The following is a 14065-nucleotide window of genomic DNA, read 5'->3' as shown; positions in this document are numbered from 1 at the left end:
GGGCGGGCCGCTCTTCGTTCCGGGACCCCTCCCGGCCGGGGTGCCCTCCCCTGCCCCGCCGCCCCGGAGCGCACGCGAGTTGCAGGAGGACCGGTGCCCCGCTCCCGGGGCGGATCCGTTCCCCACCCCCACCGGAGAGGACCCATGGCGCGTGCCACGTGGAACGGTGCCACCCTGGCCGAGAGCGACCGCTACGAGGTGGTGGAGGGCAACGTCTACTTCCCCGCCGAGGCGGTCCGCCGCGAGCACCTCCGGGAGAGCCCGACCCACACCGTCTGCCCCTGGAAGGGGGTGGCGAGCTACTACACGGTGGTGGTGGACGGGAAGGAGAACCCGGACGCCGCCTGGTACTACCCGGAGCCGAGCTCCGCCGCCGCCAGCATCCGGGACCACGTCGCCTTCTGGAGGGGCGTCCAGGTGGAGCGCTGAGGCGCGCCCCGTGGCGAAGCTCCTGGTGATGGGCGGGAACGGCTTCATCGGCGCGGAGGTGTGCCGGGCGGCCGCCGCCGGGGGGCACGAGGCCGTGGCGGTGGGGCGGAGCGGGCGCCCCCCGATCGACGCGCCGTGGACGGACCGGGTGCGCTGGGTGGCGGCGGACGTGTTCCGGCCGGCGGCGTGGACGGAGCACCTCGCCGGGTGCGACGCGGTGGTGCACTGCATCGGGATCGTCCGCGAGCACCCGGAGCGGGGCGTCACCTTCGAGCGCATGAACGGCGATTCGGCGGTGCGGGTGGCGGACGCCGCCGAGCGCGCCGGGGTCGCGGCGATGGTCTACCTCTCCGCCAGCGCGAAGCCGCCGCTCCTCGCCGAGAGCTACCTGAGCGCGAAGCGCCGCGCGGAGGCGGAGGTCCTGGGCTCCCCGTTCCGGGGCGTGGTGCTGCGGCCGGGGTTCGTGTACGGGCCGCGCCGACGCATCTCGCAGGCGGCCGGCGTGCTGCTGCGGGCGGCGGCGCGGGTGCCCATCGTGGGCGGGGCGGCGAGGGCGGTCCGGCCGCTCGCGGTGGAGCGAGTCGCGCGGGCTGCGCTGCGGGCCGCCCTGGACCCGGGCGTACGCGGGGTCCTGGACATCGACGCCATCGAGGCGCTGGGTGCGTGACACCGGATCCGGGTGTATCGCGAGTGGTCGGCGGGGGGAAGCTCCTCCGGCGGTGCGAAACTCGCCTGGCCGACGGAGCGAGAGGTGAGTGCAGCGCGGGCTCACACAAACGCACCGCCTGCTGAGCCTCCCCCCGCCTCCCGATCAGCCTCTCCGCTCTACACGGATCCGGTATGAGGACGGACCGTCGGGCGTGTGGCGGGGTCCGGGCTGGAGGCGCAGTCCGGACCCCTGCCGTTTCGGCGTGACGAACGAGAAGCGAGGAGCGAGGATGGAGCCGGATCGAGCGGGCGAGGTGCTGCGGTTCCTGCACGTCGCGGGGAGGCTGAAGGAGACCGCCCGCACCGGGTGGGCGCTGCGGGGGATCGACTCGCCCGAGTCGGTGGCGGACCACAGCTTCCGCGTCTGCCTCCTGGCGCTGGTCCTCTCGCGCGGCGCCGAGCCGCCGCTGGACCGCGAGCGCTGCCTGGCCATGGCGCTGGTGCACGACCTGGCGGAGTCGCTCGTGGGCGACATCACCCCGTACGACGGCGTCCCGGTGGAGGAGAAGCACCGGCGCGAGCGGGAGGCGATGGAGCGCCTGTGCGCGATGCTCGGGGACGACGAGGTGCTGCGGCTCTGGGAGGAGTACCAGGCGGCGGAGACGCGGGAAGCGCGCTTCGTGAAGGACCTGGACAAGCTGGAGACCGTGCTCCAGGCCGCGGAGTACGAGGAGGCGCGCGGGATCGGCCTCGCCGAGTTCCGGGAGATGGGGGCGGGGCGGGACTGGCTCCCGGCGACGCGGCCCGTCCACCAGGCGCTGCGGCGCGCCGATGGGGGGCCGCCGGCGGGGTAGCCCGGTCAGTCCTTGTACGGGTCGAACTCGTCGGCGCCGGCCATGACCACGATCAGCGGGCGGAGCGTGTGCAGCGTCTCCACCGTGGTCCCCTGCTCCGCCAGCACCTCCGGGAGGCGCCGGTACACGTGCGGGCTCTCGTCCAGCCCGCCGCCGCGCAGCACCACGCCCCGCCCGGACACCCACTCCTTCATCATCTCCGGGGTGACGCGGCCGGGGGTGATGACGCGCCCCGTCTTGCGGTTCCGCTTCCCCGCGGCGGCGGTGCGGGACATCACCCGCCCGGCCCCGTGCACGGTGGAGAAGAGCGCCTCCCGCTGCACCCGGAGCGTCCCGGCGTCCGCGTTCTCGGCGGGGGTGCCGCGCACGATCACCGCGTCGTCGCCCATGGACCCGCCGATGAAGCCCTTCTGGCCGGGAAAGGCGGGCGTGGCGCCCTTGCGCACCACCACGTACTCCTCCCCGTCGTGCTCCTCCTTCCAGGCGAAGTTGTGGTGGTTGTGGACCAGCTCCACTTCCCGCCCCCCCAGGATGGAGACCACCTTCCGGGCGACCCACTCGCGCCCGGCGTAGGCGTAGCGCCCGGCGAGCTCCATGAGCTGCCAGTAGTCGTGCCCGACGGGCGCCTCCAGCTCCAGCAGCACCTCCTTCTCGGGGACGCGCTCGCCCCAGTCGCGCCCCTGCCCCAGCGCCAGGAAGCCACTGGCGACGGTGTGCCCGAAGCCGCGCGAGCCGAAGTGCACTCCCACCCACACGGTCCCCGCCTCGTCGGCGAAGACGTCCACGTAGTGGTTGCCGGAGCCCACCGTGCCGAGCTGCCTGCGCGCCTTCTCGCGCAGGTCGTCCCGGTAGCTCCCCCGGTTGGGGATGGCGTACCACGCCGGGTCGTTGAAGAGCGGGTGGTCCACGGGCGCGTCGTCCGCCCGGTTCTTCCGCCCGATCCCGAAGGAGACCTCGCCTGCGATCTGGTCCGCCAGCTCGCGCACCCGCCGGTTCTGGGAGAAGCGGTGCGGGTTGCTGCGCACCTCCTCCAGCGTCATCCCGCCGGAGAGCTGCTCCAGGGTCAGGTCGGTGCGGATCGCCGCGTTCCCGCAGTTGTGGACCACGATCCCGGCGGCGAGGAAGCAGTGTGCCGGGTCCCCGGTCACGATGTCGTAGACCGGATGCTCGCCTGCCTCTTCCAGGCGGTCGACCGGCACCCAGCACACCTCTCCCGTGGTGTCCGGGGACACTGCCGCACCAGGGAGACGCCGCGAGGGACCCCGGTCGTCGTACATCGCGTGATAGACGAAGCCACCCGGCACGCCAAACGTCGAAGACACGTCCGCGATGACCGTTCTCCACCCTACTCCCTGGTGCCTGAGCCGCCGCGCTTCGCACTTGGCCAGGTCCCGGTTACGAGCAAAGGAGATTCCCTGCCAGGTGATGCTGGCGGCGATGGCTGCGCGCTCGCGCTTCTCTGTCGAGTAGCAGAACCCCACCTCCTGCATGAAGCGGAGCTGCTCCTCGCGCCCCCCCAGGATCTGCAGAACCGAGGTTATGCGCGCGCCTCGCTGCACCCCGCTCGGAGCAACCGAAACAGCGAATCCGAGCGAGCGGAACAGCTCGGCGATGAAGCTGATTCCGTTGACGTGGTCCCCTGCCTGTTTGAGCTGCAGGTTGGGGATCGTACCGTTCCGATGCACGCGCGGCGTCATCATCTCCGCGCTGCAGAACGCCGAGAGAAACTGGGCACGCAGCCAGGGCGGGAGGTCCAGGAGCCACGGCATCGGCGACTCTGCCCAGTTCTTCTTCCCGACCGGGGATCCCAGCGCCGCAAAGAGGGCATGGAGCGACCGCGAGCCCACCGACACGTGGTTCTCCTCCCTGTACCCCTCCTTCCGGGTGCGTCGGTAGGTTCGTGGCTCGAACCCGATCCGCCGGACGTCCTCCACCACGTCCTGGGCGTCGAGCTCGTCGAACAGGTAGATGGACAGCCGCTTTCCATCCTTGCTCAGGTGGCCGTCCCCGCTCGCGTAGCCGAGTAGACGGAGGAGTGCGGGGAAGCGCGGGTCGGAGCTGCGGAGCGGGAAGAGTCCCCGCGAGGAGAGGTCCTGCTCGACCTTCGTGGGGAGCGCGACCGGCACATCTCGCTCGTCGCGGACATGCGGAAGCCCGACGAACACCGGGCACGCGACGGCATCCCCGGGCAGCAGGTCCCCCGCGGGCCTCCACCCGGTGTGCGTCAGGATCTCGTGATCGGCTGTGGCATGCAGCACCCGCCCGTTCGACAGGTGGAGCTTCCGAACCGGCCTGCGTCCACGCGCGATCGCACCGAGATGCGGAACGACCGGACGCACCCGCTCTCCGTCCCAGCACATCACCGGGTCCTCAGGCAGGACCTGCTCGATGGGCAGGAAGTAGCCGTCGCGGGTGGTCACCGGCGTTCCAGCAGCAAGGCACGCGATGTCGAATCCCACGCCCACCACGGAGACCCGGTTCCGGTACGCCGCCACACCCCCGATGGGCATCACGTAGCCCACGTGCCCGTCCGCCATGAGCGCGACCCGCTCCGCGCGCGTGGCGACGTCCTGCGCCTGGCGGAGGGTGCTCTCGTCGTGCTGGCCGAACACCGTGGTCCCGTCGCTCAGCTTCTGCGGCATCTGGTCGTCTTCCCTCGGGGAGTGGGCAATGGCGGGGCGGGCCCGGTCCGGCAAGCCGCGGGCCCGCCGACGCGCACCCGTCAGGCGGGCGGGGAGTGGACGGCCGAGCGCATGGCCCGGATCGCCCCCTTTCCGAAGCGGTGCTGCAGGAGGCGCAGCCCGGGATAGCCCACCCGGGTGAGCCAGTGGTTCGGTCCGGCGCAGGCGAAGAGCTCGAACCAGACGGAGTCGTCCGAGCGGTGCCATTCGACGCTGAAGCGCTCCTCCCCCCGCTCGGCGTGCTCGGGGAGCGTCCCGATCGCGAAGCCCGCGCGCTCGATCGCGCCCCGCTCTTCGAGGAGGTAGACGATCCTGCACGGGTTGACGGACCAGAGGCCCAGATGCCGCACGACCACGGCCACGGCGGCGCCCGGCTCCAGGGGTGCGTCGGGCCAGCAGAGCCGGGTCCAGGAGAGCCGGTACATGGCCCAGCCGTGGAGCGCCGCGACGGCCCGGGCGAACGTGCCTTCGCCCTCTCCCAGCCGGGCGCGGTGGTGGTTGACCGGCAGGCCCGGGATCACTCCCGTGCGGGTGGCTCCGACCGCGGGGTAGGTGAACGGCAGGTCCCGCTGGTCGGCGAGGAGCTGGCGGACGAGCTCGTCCGTGGGCTTTCGGAGCAGGAACACCGGATCGACCCGTCCTGGTTCAGGGTGCCCGCCCGGCGACGACCCGGGTTCGGGGCCGAGGCAGCCGCCACTTCACGCGCGTGTTCCGAAGCCGAGCACACCCGGACCGAGGAAGGGACGGGCGAGAAGAACGCGCCGCATCAGAACGCCACCGCGAGCGCGAGCCCGACCCCGCGGGCCGGCAGCGGCGCCAGGGCGACGGGGCGGCGCTCGACGGAAGCGGCCTGCCCGCGCCCGGTGCGGATCTGCGCCCCGATCACGGCCCCCAGCCCCGCGCCCGCCAGGCCCCCGAGGGCGGTCAGGCCGATGCACTCGCGCGGTGCCATCGCGTCCTGGTTCGCCGACCGGTTGCAGGGAGCGGTCGAGCCGCCGCTGTACAGCACCGAGAGCGTCGCTCCGGCCCCGACCACGAACCCGATGCCGGCACCCGCCAGCGCGTGCGATCTCCGCCCCTGGCTCGCTTCGAGGCGGCCCGGGGCGGCGAGGTCGCTGCACGCCGTGGCTTGCGCGTGAGCCGCCGGCCGGGGCGCGGGCTCGCACCGGGAGGCGAGGTGCAGCCGCGGCGCTTCGGGCGGAGGGAACGGTGCCGGCGCCTGGGCCGCGGCGCCGACATGGGAGACGAACAGGAGGGCCGCGGCGGGGAACAGACGCGCACGCAGGGCCGCTTTCGTCGCGAGTCCAGGTCTGGCAGCGCTCATCGGGTGACGAGAAGGCGGAAGAGAAAGACGCGTCCGTCTCCGCCTCCATTCTGTCGCCGGGGGGGAGCGTGCACAAGGACGCCCTCGCGGTCCCGGCGCAGGCCGCCCGCAGCTAGCGGCGGCCGCCGGCTCTTCCTGCGGCGTCGCTCGCCGGGGTGCGCAGCGTGCCCTCGCCAGCCCGCTTCCCCAGCCGGTAGGCGAGGGGGCCGACGAGGAGCGCGGTCGCGACGGCGGTCAGGCGCGGCGCATACGCGGTCCGGAGGTCGAACGGGGTCTTCACCACCTGGGCGGCCTTCACCGGGTGGAGGAACGCGAAGCTGGTCTTCGGCGCCTGGGTGTAGGCGAAGAGCTTCAGGAGTGAGCGGATCACGGTTCGGCTCCATGCTGGAATGGACGAAGAAAGGCTTCGTCTGCGGCAAGGAGCGTGCTCCGGGGCCGCGGGGTGCCCACGGGAGCCGGCGGCTAGGTGGGGTCGCGGGGAGCAGAAGGCCCCGCCTGCGAGGGAGGCTCGCCTCCTCGAAGGCGTTCGAGCTGGCCGACCAGGGTGGGATCGCCGGCGCGGCTGGCCCCGAAGAGGCCCTCCCGCTCGTGCGCGGCGCGCCGGGCAGCCCCGAAGAGGTTGAGCCAGAGGTCGAAGCGCTCGCCGATCCGGAGCACGCGATAGAAGAGGCGTGTGCGAAAGACGAAGTCCACCCCCGCAGCCACGAGCGAAAGGGGTACGAGGACAAGGTCCTTGAGCCCGTCCATCCAGAGCTTCAGCTGGAAGATCAGGACGTCCCGGACGAGTGCGCCACGGGAGGGGATGGAGGGGTCGGGCATCGGGCCTCGCGGGATCGTCTCGGTGGAGAACGCGTGCGGCCGAGCTGGACGCCGCACGCGCTACGCGGTGGGGGAGCGCTCTCGCAGCGCGCGCTTGAGCAGGGCGATCTGCCCTCCATGATACGCGTTGTGCTGGGCGAGCCCGTGCAGCATCACGACGTGGCGGATCCCTCCCCCGAGCTGGGCGTCCGATCCGGCCACCTGCTCCAGGAGGCGCTCCGGAGGAAACCCGCCGACCGTTCGCTCCAGGCGCTCCGCCCCGCGGGACAGCTCCTCGTGAATGCTCCTCCAGCCCGGGTCCTGCAGATCGGGAGGCGGGAGAGGCCAGTCGCCGCGCTCGGGGAGAGCCGCCACGGCCCCCTGCAGGCGGCGCGTGACTTCCTCGATCCAGGCGAGCGCGTGCAGGGCGAGCTCCGCGATGCTGTGTGCGCCGGGGACCGGGTGGGCGCAGGCCTCGGCGGGCGTGACGTCGGCCAGCACTTCCAGGAGTGCGGGGCCGTGCCATGCGGGACCGTGCAGGGAGCGGCGAAGCTCGCTCCGGAGCTGTCGGATGAGATCCATGGGACGGGTGAGCGGCGGTCGCGGGCGTCCGATGCTTCGTAGCTCGGGCGCCTATTCCTCGTCGAGGCAGGTGTCGCGTACGGTTCTCGGGCGGGTGTTGCCGTGGGCGGAGTTGCTGCGCCCCGGCGGATCGGCCGCAACTCCCGGGCCGGCCGAGCAGGCGTCAGCGCGGCTTCCGCAGCAGGGCGACGGAGAAGAAGCCGCCCGCCCCCGCCGGCTCGCGGTGCTCCACGCGCGGCCCGGTCCTCGCCACCAGGGGCGGGAGCAGGGGTGCGTGGCCGGGGAATGGTACCGCCCCGGGCCCCCGTGCGACAGGCCGGGCGCCGGGCCGGATGGGGCGACTCCGGAGTGTCACGTCCCGGCTCCCGCCGTCCGCATCTCCCCGCACCGCAACGCGATCCCTTGACACGCGCGCGGAGCCCGGGTATGATCGTAAGCTGAAATTTAGAGCACGTTAAAAATCGGATTCGGATCCGTGATGCAATTCTTGCGGTGGGGATGGGTGGTGCTGTGCGGGGCCGCGCTGCTGGCCGGCTGCACCCCGCCCGAGCCGGCGGAGGAGAGCGACCGGCTGAACGTGGTCGCGACCATCGGCATGATCGCCGACGTGGTGAAGAACGTCGGCGGCGAGCACGTGCGGGTGACGGGGCTGATGGGGCCCGGCGTGGACCCCCACCTGTACAAGGCCAGCGAGGGCGACGTGCGCCGCCTGTATCGGGCGGACGTGATCTTCTACGCCGGGCTGCACCTGGAGGCCCGCATGGCCGAGGTGCTGGAGGAGATGGGCGGCCGCACCCGGACGGTGGCGGTCTCGGAGGCGATCCCCCGGGAGCTGCTCCTCTCGCCCGCGGAGTTCGAGGGCGCCTACGACCCGCACGTCTGGTTCGACGTGCGCCTCTGGATGCGGACGGTGCCCCCCGTCGCGGAGGCGCTGGCCGAGGCGGACCCGGCGCACGCGGCGGACTTCCGCGCCAACGCCCGGCGCTACCTGGCCGAGCTGGAAGCGCTCGACGCCTACGTGCGCGCCCAGGCCGCGCGGGTCCCGGCGGAGCGGCGGGTGCTGGTGACGGCGCACGACGCCTTCAACTACTTCGGCCGGGCGTACGGCTTCGAGGTCCGCGGCCTCCAGGGGATCAACACCGCCTCCGAGGCCGGGACCGCGGACGTGCAGGCGCTGGCCGACTTCATCGCCGGGCGGCGGATCCCGGCGGTGTTCGTGGAGTCCTCCATTCCCCGCCGCAACGTGGAGGCGGTGCAGGAGGCGGTGCGGTCCCGGGGGTGGCGGGTGCGGATCGGAGGAGAGCTCTTCTCCGACGCCCTGGGCAGCGCCGGCACCCCGGAGGGGACGTACGCCGGGATGGTCCGCCACAACATCGATACCATCGTCGGCGCGCTCCTCGGGGAGCGTCCGGCGCCGGACGAGGAATAAACAGGGATGCACAGCGACAAAAGCGAGCCCACACCGGCCATCGAGGTCAACGACCTCACCGTGGCCTACAGGGACAAACCGGTGCTCTGGGACGTGGACCTGGAGGTCCCGCCCGGAGTGCTGATGGCGATCGTCGGGCCCAACGGCGCGGGGAAGAGCACGCTGATCAAGTCCATGCTGGGGCTGGTGCGCGCGGCGGCGGGAGAGGTGCTGATCCACGGGCGCCCCTACGCCGAGCAGCGCCGGGCGGTGGCCTACGTCCCCCAGCGGGGGAGCGTGGACTGGGACTTCCCCACCAGCGTGCTGGACGTGGTGATGATGGGGCGCTACGGCGCGCTGGGGTGGTTCCGCCGCCCCGGACGGCGCGAGCGGGAGATGGCGATGGCCGCGCTCGAGCAGGTGGGGATGCAGGAGTTCGCGGAGCGGCAGATCTCGCAGCTCTCCGGCGGGCAGCAGCAGCGCGTCTTCCTGGCGCGCGCCCTGGTGCAGGACGCCCGGCTGTACCTGATGGACGAGCCCTTCCAGGGGGTGGACGCCCGCACCGAGCGCGCCATCGTCACCGTGCTCCAGGAGCTTCGGGAGGCGGGGAAGACGGTGGTGGTGGTGCACCACGACCTGGAGACGGTGCCGGAGTACTTCGACCAGGTCCTCCTCCTCAACGTGCGCCGCGTCGCCTCCGGGCCGGTGGCGGAGGTGTTCAACGAGGAGAACCTGCGCCTCACGTACGGCGGGCGCGTCCCCTTCCTGCAGCGCCGCGACTCCGACCCGCAGGCGCCGCTCCGCGCTCCCGGGGCCCTGGGCGGCCAGGGCGTGCCGCGGCTCCGGGCCTGAGGAGGCCGGCGTGGCGCTCCCCGACCTCTTCTCCGACTACACCCTGCGCACCGTGGCGCTGGGCGCCGCCGCGCTGGGCACCACGAGCGGTGCGCTGGGCTCGTTCGCCGTGCTCCGCAAGCAGAGCCTGCTGGGCGACGCCATCTCGCACGCGGCGCTCCCCGGGATCGCCCTGGCCTTCCTGCTCACCGGGAGCAAGGCGCCGCTGGTGCTGGTGCTGGGCGCCGCGGCGGCGGGGTGGCTGGGGACGCTGCTGGTGATGCGCATCGTGGGGAGCACGCGCGTCCCCGAGGACAGCGCGCTGGGGATCGTGCTCGCGGTCTTCTTCGGGTTCGGGCTGGTGCTCCTCACCTGGATCCAGAAGCGGCCGGACGCCGCGCAGGCGGGGCTCGACCGCTACCTGTTCGGGCAGGCGGCCACCCTGCTGCAGCGCGACGTGGCGCAGATCGCCGCGCTGGGGGCGGTGGCGCTCGGCGTGACGGCGCTTCTCTGGAAGGAGTTCAAGCTGCTGGCCTTCGACCCGGAGTTCGGGGAGAGCCTGGGCTTCCCCGCCCGCCGCGTGGACGTGCTCCTCACCTCCGTGCTGGTGCTCGCCATCGTGATCGGGCTGCAGACGGTGGGGGTGGTGCTGATGAGCGCCATGGTGGTGGCTCCCGCCGCGGCGGCGCGGCAGTGGACGGACCGGATGGGACGCATGGTGCTCCTGGCCGGCGGCTTCGGCGCGCTCGCGGGGGTGGCGGGGGCGGTCCTGTCCAGCACCGCGGAGCGGCTCCCCACCGGGCCGACCATCGTCCTCTGCCTCACCGCGCTGGTCGTGTTCTCGCTCCTCCTCGCGCCGCGGCGGGGGATCGTCTGGGGGTGGGTGGCGGACCAGCGCAACCGCCGCCGCCTCCACACGCAGGCGGTGCTGGCGGACCTGTACGCCCTGGCGCGGCAGCACCCCGGGCAGGTGCACGGGCACACGGTGGCGACGCTGGAGACGCTGCACCCCGGGGCGCAGCACGAGCTGGCGGAGCTGGAGACGCGCGGGTGGGCCCGCCGCACCGCGAAGAACGCGTGGGCGATCACCGCGGAGGGCGAGGCGGAGGAGGAGCGCCGCCGCGGGGAGGAGGCCGAGTGACGGCGATGTCGCCGGAGGTGGAGATCCAGTGGATCGCGGCGATCACCGCCGCGGCGTGCGCGCTCCCGGGAGTGTTCCTGGTGCTGCGGCGGATGGCGCTGATGAGCGACGCCATCTCGCACTCCATCCTCCTGGGGATCGTGCTGGCCTTCTTCGTCACGGAGAACCTGGCCTCGCCGCTCCTGATCGCCGCGGCCGCGGCCACGGGGGTGCTCACCGTCTCCCTGGTGGAGCTGCTGAACCGCACGGGCCGGGTGAAGGAGGACGCGGCCATCGGGCTGGTCTTCCCCGCCCTCTTCTCGGTGGGCGTGATCCTGATCTCCCGCTACGCCGGGAGCGTGCACCTGGACGTGGACGCGGTGCTCCTGGGAGAGCTGGCCTTCGCGCCCTTCAACCGCATGGCGGTGGGGGGAGCCGACCTGGGTCCGCGCATCCTCTGGGTCATGGCGGCGGTCCTCCTCCTGAACGCCGCGTTCGTCGCCGCCTTCTACAAGGAGCTGAAGCTCACCACCTTCGACGCGGCGCTCGCCGGGGCGCTGGGGTTCGCGCCGGGGCTGGTGCACTACGCCTTCATGACGCTGGTCTCGGTGACGGCGGTGGGAGCCTTCGACGCGGTGGGCTCCATCCTGGTCGTGGCGCTGATGATCGCCCCGCCGGCCTCGGCCTACCTCCTGACCGACCGTCTCCCGCGCATGATCGGGCTCGCCGTGGTGATCGGCGTGGCGAGCGCGCTGGCGGGGTACTGGGCGTCGTACTTCCTGGACGTGTCCATCGCCGGGGCGATGGCGACCATGACGGGGGTGGCGTTCGGGGCCGTCCTCCTGTTCGCGCCGGAGCGGGGGCTGGTGGCGCTGGCGCGGCGGCGGGCGCGGCAGCGGTGGGAGTTCGCCGAGACCATGCTCGCCATCCACCTCTTCAACCACGAGCACTCCCCCCGCGAGGGGGCGGAGAACCGGGAGTCGCACCTGCACGAGCACCTGCGGTGGGACCCGCGCTTCGCCGCCGACGTGGTGCGGCGCGCCGAGGGGCGGGGGCTGGTGGCGCGGCAGAGCGGCGACCGGCTGGCGCTCACGGAGCGCGGACGATTGGAGGCGCGGGAGGTGGTGGGGGCGTGAGCCCGCCCACTCCCTCCGCGGTTCGCGTCATCCCCTTGGTAGCATGCATCTTGCGCCGGATTTCGAGCCTGTTTTTACAGGAACCGGAACAGGAGACGCGACATGGCAGCCGAGGATCGGAGCGACAACACCCGCCGCACCCAGGACCCGCAGGCCGAGACCAAGCACCCGCCGGAGTGGCGGCAGGACCTCAACCCGGACCACATGGCCGGGCAGAACGTCGGCGCGCAGTCCACGGACCGCGAGCAGGGGCTGCGCACCGCCTACGACGTGAAGCCGCTGCACCGCGGCATGAGCGGGTGGGAGGACGACGACCTGAAGCGCATCCCCGTGCTCCCGCAGGGGCAGCGGCTCCAGCAGGGCGCCACCTACCTGGACCTGAACGACCAGGGGCGCGGGGAGTTCACCGCCATGGGGAACATGGAGGCGGGGTCCAATAACGCCTACGTCCCCAAGGACCAGGTCCCCTTCCAGCTCTGGAACCGGCTGCGCGGCATCGACGACGTCGAGCGGACGCAGGGGGAGTGACCGCCGCGGAGACCCGCGGAAACGGGGCGGGCCGCACTCAGCGGCCCGCCCCGTCGTCGTCCCGGCCGTCGGGCTCCGCTCAGCGCGGGAGCAGCTCGAACTGGCCGGCGGAGGAGGCGCCCAGCAGACGGGTCTCCCACTCCCCGAACACCTCCCCGAAGCGGTCCGCCTCCCCCTCGTGCCGCAGCCACCCCTCGTCGAAGCCGAAGCGCACCAGCCCGTCGGCGTACACCCGCCCGCCGACGTGGCCCACGCAGTCCGCCTCGAAGCCGAAGCGGTCGAGGCACTGCCGCGGGAGCCGGTAGCTCCCGCTCAGGGTCCCGTCCCCGCGGACGCGCAGCTCCACGAAGCCCCAGTACGCCGTGCGACGCCCGTACGTCCAGGCCTCGTAGTCGTACACGCCGGAGCGGAGCCCCGCGGCGCGGCCGCCGGGCACCTGCACGCCGAAGCCGGTGTCGCCGCACGCCGCCGCGAGGACGGCCGCGAGGAGCGGGAGCGCGCCCCGCCGGAGGAGGCGCCGGATTGTCGGAAGTCCCTTCATGCCCGGTAGATACCCGCGTGGGCGGCGCGGGTTGCATGCGGGGCGGAGCTACTCCAGCTACTCCCCCTTCCCCGCCGCTCCGCCGGCCTCGCTCAGCTCCTCGAGCTCCGCGTCGTCGAGCTCCAGCGGCGCCGCGCCCACGTTCTCCTCCAGGTGCTCCACGCTGGACGTTCCGGGGATGGGGAGCATCACCGGCGAGCGGCGCAGCAGCCAGGCCAGCGCCACCTGGGCCGTGGTGGCGCCGTGGCGCTCCGCGATGCGCGCGAGCGGGCCGTCGCCCTCCGCCAGCGGACCGGCCGCCAGGGGGTACCAGGGGATGAAGGCGATCCCTTCCTCGCCGCAGTGCTCCAGCGTCTCCTCCCAGTCGCGATCCACCAGGTTGTAGCGGTTCTGCACCGAGACGATCGGCACGATCTCGCGGGCGCGCCGGATCTCCTCCACCCCCACCTCTGAGAGCCCCACGTGGCGGACCTTTCCCTCTTCCCGCAAGCGGGAGAGCGTCCCCACCTGGTCCTCGGCGGGGATCCTGGGGTCGATGCGATGCAGCTGGTACAGGTCGATCCGCTCCACCCGCAGCCGCCGCAGGCTCCCCTCGCACGCCGCGCGCAGGTGCTTCGGGTGGCCGTTAGGCTCCCACTTGCCGGGGCCGGAGCGCTCCAGCCCCGCCTTGGTGGCGATCACCAGCCCCTCGGGATAGGGGTGCAGCGCCTCCGCGATCAGCTCCTCGCTCACGTGGGGGCCGTACGAGTCGGCGGTGTCGATCAGGTCGATCCCCAGCTCGATCGTACGGCGCAGGACGCGGAGCGCCTCGCCGCGGTCTTCCGGGGGGCCCCAGATCCCCTTCCCGGTGATGCGCATGGCGCCGAAGCCCAGGCGGTGGACGGGGAGGTCCCCGCCCAGGGTGAAGATGCCCGCGGCGTGGGCCCGGGGGGCGCGGCTCTCGGTCGGCATGGCGGTCCGGACGTTCGGGTGGGTGCGCTCGCGACGAAGCGCCGTCCCCGCCGCAGGATCCGTGCGTGCGGCTCGTGGGGCCGGAACGCGCCGTGGGGTGGCGCCGGCGGTGGGCTGGCACGCTCCTCGCGGCCGGGGGGCCGCGCAGCCTGGCACGAACCCTCAGACCGGAGCGTTTCCATGCACCGCAAGCTCGTCCCTTCCGCGCTCGGCCTCGCGCTCGTGGCGCTCACC

16 protein-coding genes are annotated in these 14065 nt (G+C 73.1%); 8 read left to right on the top strand and 8 right to left on the bottom strand.

Going from position 1 to position 14065, the window contains the following annotated elements:
* Positions 1 to 144 precede the first annotated feature (144 nt).
* The 3 genes from VGR37_10170 (at position 145) to VGR37_10160 (ending at position 1931) form a co-directional block, all read left to right on the top strand.
* Positions 145 to 429 (top strand): DUF427 domain-containing protein, encoded by a 285-nt coding sequence (locus tag VGR37_10170; GenBank protein HEV2147756.1) that lies wholly within the window; start codon positions 145 to 147, stop codon positions 427 to 429.
* Between the two features lie 10 nt (positions 430 to 439).
* Complete coding sequence (locus tag VGR37_10165; GenBank protein HEV2147755.1) at positions 440 to 1096, top strand: NAD-dependent epimerase/dehydratase family protein; 657 nt, start codon at positions 440 to 442, stop codon at positions 1094 to 1096.
* 271 nt (positions 1097 to 1367) lie between these two features.
* Positions 1368 to 1931, top strand: coding sequence for an HD domain-containing protein (locus VGR37_10160; GenBank protein HEV2147754.1), 564 nt, complete (start codon positions 1368 to 1370; stop codon positions 1929 to 1931).
* Between the two features lie 5 nt (positions 1932 to 1936).
* Here the strand turns inward: VGR37_10160 and VGR37_10155 are convergent, their stop codons facing one another.
* From VGR37_10155 to VGR37_10130, 6 genes are all read right to left on the bottom strand, one after another.
* A complete protein-coding gene (locus VGR37_10155) occupies positions 1937 to 4573 on the bottom strand; it encodes an RtcB family protein (GenBank protein ID HEV2147753.1) in 2637 nt (878 codons plus the stop codon).
* An 80-nt stretch (positions 4574 to 4653) separates the two neighbouring features.
* Positions 4654 to 5238, bottom strand: a complete 585-nt coding sequence (locus VGR37_10150; protein HEV2147752.1) for a DUF1990 domain-containing protein — start codon at positions 5236 to 5238, stop codon at positions 4654 to 4656.
* 140 nt (positions 5239 to 5378) lie between these two features.
* Positions 5379 to 5564: a hypothetical protein gene (locus VGR37_10145; GenBank protein HEV2147751.1), complete on the bottom strand. Its 186-nt coding sequence runs from the start codon at positions 5562 to 5564 to the stop codon at positions 5379 to 5381.
* 484 nt (positions 5565 to 6048) lie between these two features.
* The gene (locus tag VGR37_10140) at positions 6049 to 6306 is read right to left on the bottom strand and encodes a hypothetical protein (GenBank protein HEV2147750.1); all 258 of its coding nucleotides are present in this window, start codon (positions 6304 to 6306) and stop codon (positions 6049 to 6051) included.
* 92 nt (positions 6307 to 6398) lie between these two features.
* On the bottom strand, positions 6399 to 6755 hold the full coding sequence (locus tag VGR37_10135) for a hypothetical protein (GenBank protein HEV2147749.1): 357 nt from the start codon (positions 6753 to 6755) through the stop codon (positions 6399 to 6401).
* 60 nt (positions 6756 to 6815) lie between these two features.
* Positions 6816 to 7316 (bottom strand): DinB family protein, encoded by a 501-nt coding sequence (locus VGR37_10130; GenBank protein ID HEV2147748.1) that lies wholly within the window; start codon positions 7314 to 7316, stop codon positions 6816 to 6818.
* A 478-nt stretch (positions 7317 to 7794) separates the two neighbouring features.
* On the opposite strand from VGR37_10130, the gene VGR37_10125 reads away from it, so the two are divergent.
* The 5 genes from VGR37_10125 to VGR37_10105 all read left to right on the top strand — a co-directional run bounded on the left by VGR37_10125 (position 7795) and on the right by VGR37_10105 (position 12339).
* The gene (locus VGR37_10125; protein ID HEV2147747.1) at positions 7795 to 8745 is read left to right on the top strand and encodes a zinc ABC transporter substrate-binding protein; all 951 of its coding nucleotides are present in this window, start codon (positions 7795 to 7797) and stop codon (positions 8743 to 8745) included.
* Positions 8746 to 8751: 6 nt separating this feature from the next.
* Complete coding sequence (locus VGR37_10120) at positions 8752 to 9576, top strand: metal ABC transporter ATP-binding protein (GenBank protein HEV2147746.1); 825 nt, start codon at positions 8752 to 8754, stop codon at positions 9574 to 9576.
* Between the two features lie 10 nt (positions 9577 to 9586).
* A complete protein-coding gene (locus tag VGR37_10115) occupies positions 9587 to 10696 on the top strand; it encodes a metal ABC transporter permease (GenBank protein HEV2147745.1) in 1110 nt (369 codons plus the stop codon).
* A gap of 5 nt (positions 10697 to 10701) precedes the next feature.
* Complete coding sequence (locus VGR37_10110; protein HEV2147744.1) at positions 10702 to 11811, top strand: metal ABC transporter permease; 1110 nt, start codon at positions 10702 to 10704, stop codon at positions 11809 to 11811.
* Between the two features lie 102 nt (positions 11812 to 11913).
* Positions 11914 to 12339 carry a hypothetical protein gene (locus VGR37_10105; GenBank protein ID HEV2147743.1) on the top strand — a complete coding sequence of 142 codons (426 nt, stop codon included), beginning with the start codon at positions 11914 to 11916 and terminating at the stop codon, positions 12337 to 12339.
* A gap of 79 nt (positions 12340 to 12418) precedes the next feature.
* Here VGR37_10105 and VGR37_10100 read toward each other — a convergent pair whose 3' ends face one another.
* On the bottom strand, positions 12419 to 12880 hold the full coding sequence (locus tag VGR37_10100; GenBank protein HEV2147742.1) for a hypothetical protein: 462 nt from the start codon (positions 12878 to 12880) through the stop codon (positions 12419 to 12421).
* Positions 12881 to 12937: 57 nt separating this feature from the next.
* A complete protein-coding gene (locus VGR37_10095; GenBank protein ID HEV2147741.1) occupies positions 12938 to 13831 on the bottom strand; it encodes an aldo/keto reductase in 894 nt (297 codons plus the stop codon).
* Positions 13832 to 14065: the final 234 nt, after the last annotated feature.

The sequence above is a fragment of the Longimicrobiaceae bacterium genome, assembly GCA_035936415.1.
Lineage (GTDB): Bacteria > Gemmatimonadota > Gemmatimonadetes > Longimicrobiales > Longimicrobiaceae > JAFAYN01.
Note: the sequence above shows the minus strand (reverse complement) of the source record. Positions and strands in the feature narration are given on the sequence as shown.

What these genes read in the sequence shown, in the direction of transcription:
- VGR37_10170 (HEV2147756.1), top strand. Translation starts at nt 145, where the DNA reads ATGGCGCGTGCCACGTGGAACGGTGCCACCCTGGCCGAGAGCGACCGC.
- VGR37_10160 (HEV2147754.1), top strand. Translation starts at nt 1,368, where the DNA reads ATGGAGCCGGATCGAGCGGGCGAGGTGCTGCGGTTCCTGCACGTCGCG.
- VGR37_10155 (HEV2147753.1), bottom strand. Translation starts at nt 4,573, where the DNA reads ATGCCGCAGAAGCTGAGCGACGGGACCACGGTGTTCGGCCAGCACGAC.
- VGR37_10145 (HEV2147751.1), bottom strand. Translation starts at nt 5,564, where the DNA reads ATGGCACCGCGCGAGTGCATCGGCCTGACCGCCCTCGGGGGCCTGGCG.
- VGR37_10135 (HEV2147749.1), bottom strand. Translation starts at nt 6,755, where the DNA reads ATGCCCGACCCCTCCATCCCCTCCCGTGGCGCACTCGTCCGGGACGTC.
- VGR37_10130 (HEV2147748.1), bottom strand. Translation starts at nt 7,316, where the DNA reads ATGGATCTCATCCGACAGCTCCGGAGCGAGCTTCGCCGCTCCCTGCAC.
- VGR37_10125 (HEV2147747.1), top strand. Translation starts at nt 7,795, where the DNA reads ATGCAATTCTTGCGGTGGGGATGGGTGGTGCTGTGCGGGGCCGCGCTG.
- VGR37_10120 (HEV2147746.1), top strand. Translation starts at nt 8,752, where the DNA reads ATGCACAGCGACAAAAGCGAGCCCACACCGGCCATCGAGGTCAACGAC.
- VGR37_10110 (HEV2147744.1), top strand. Translation starts at nt 10,702, where the DNA reads ATGTCGCCGGAGGTGGAGATCCAGTGGATCGCGGCGATCACCGCCGCG.
- VGR37_10105 (HEV2147743.1), top strand. Translation starts at nt 11,914, where the DNA reads ATGGCAGCCGAGGATCGGAGCGACAACACCCGCCGCACCCAGGACCCG.
- VGR37_10100 (HEV2147742.1), bottom strand. Translation starts at nt 12,880, where the DNA reads ATGAAGGGACTTCCGACAATCCGGCGCCTCCTCCGGCGGGGCGCGCTC.
- VGR37_10095 (HEV2147741.1), bottom strand. Translation starts at nt 13,831, where the DNA reads ATGCCGACCGAGAGCCGCGCCCCCCGGGCCCACGCCGCGGGCATCTTC.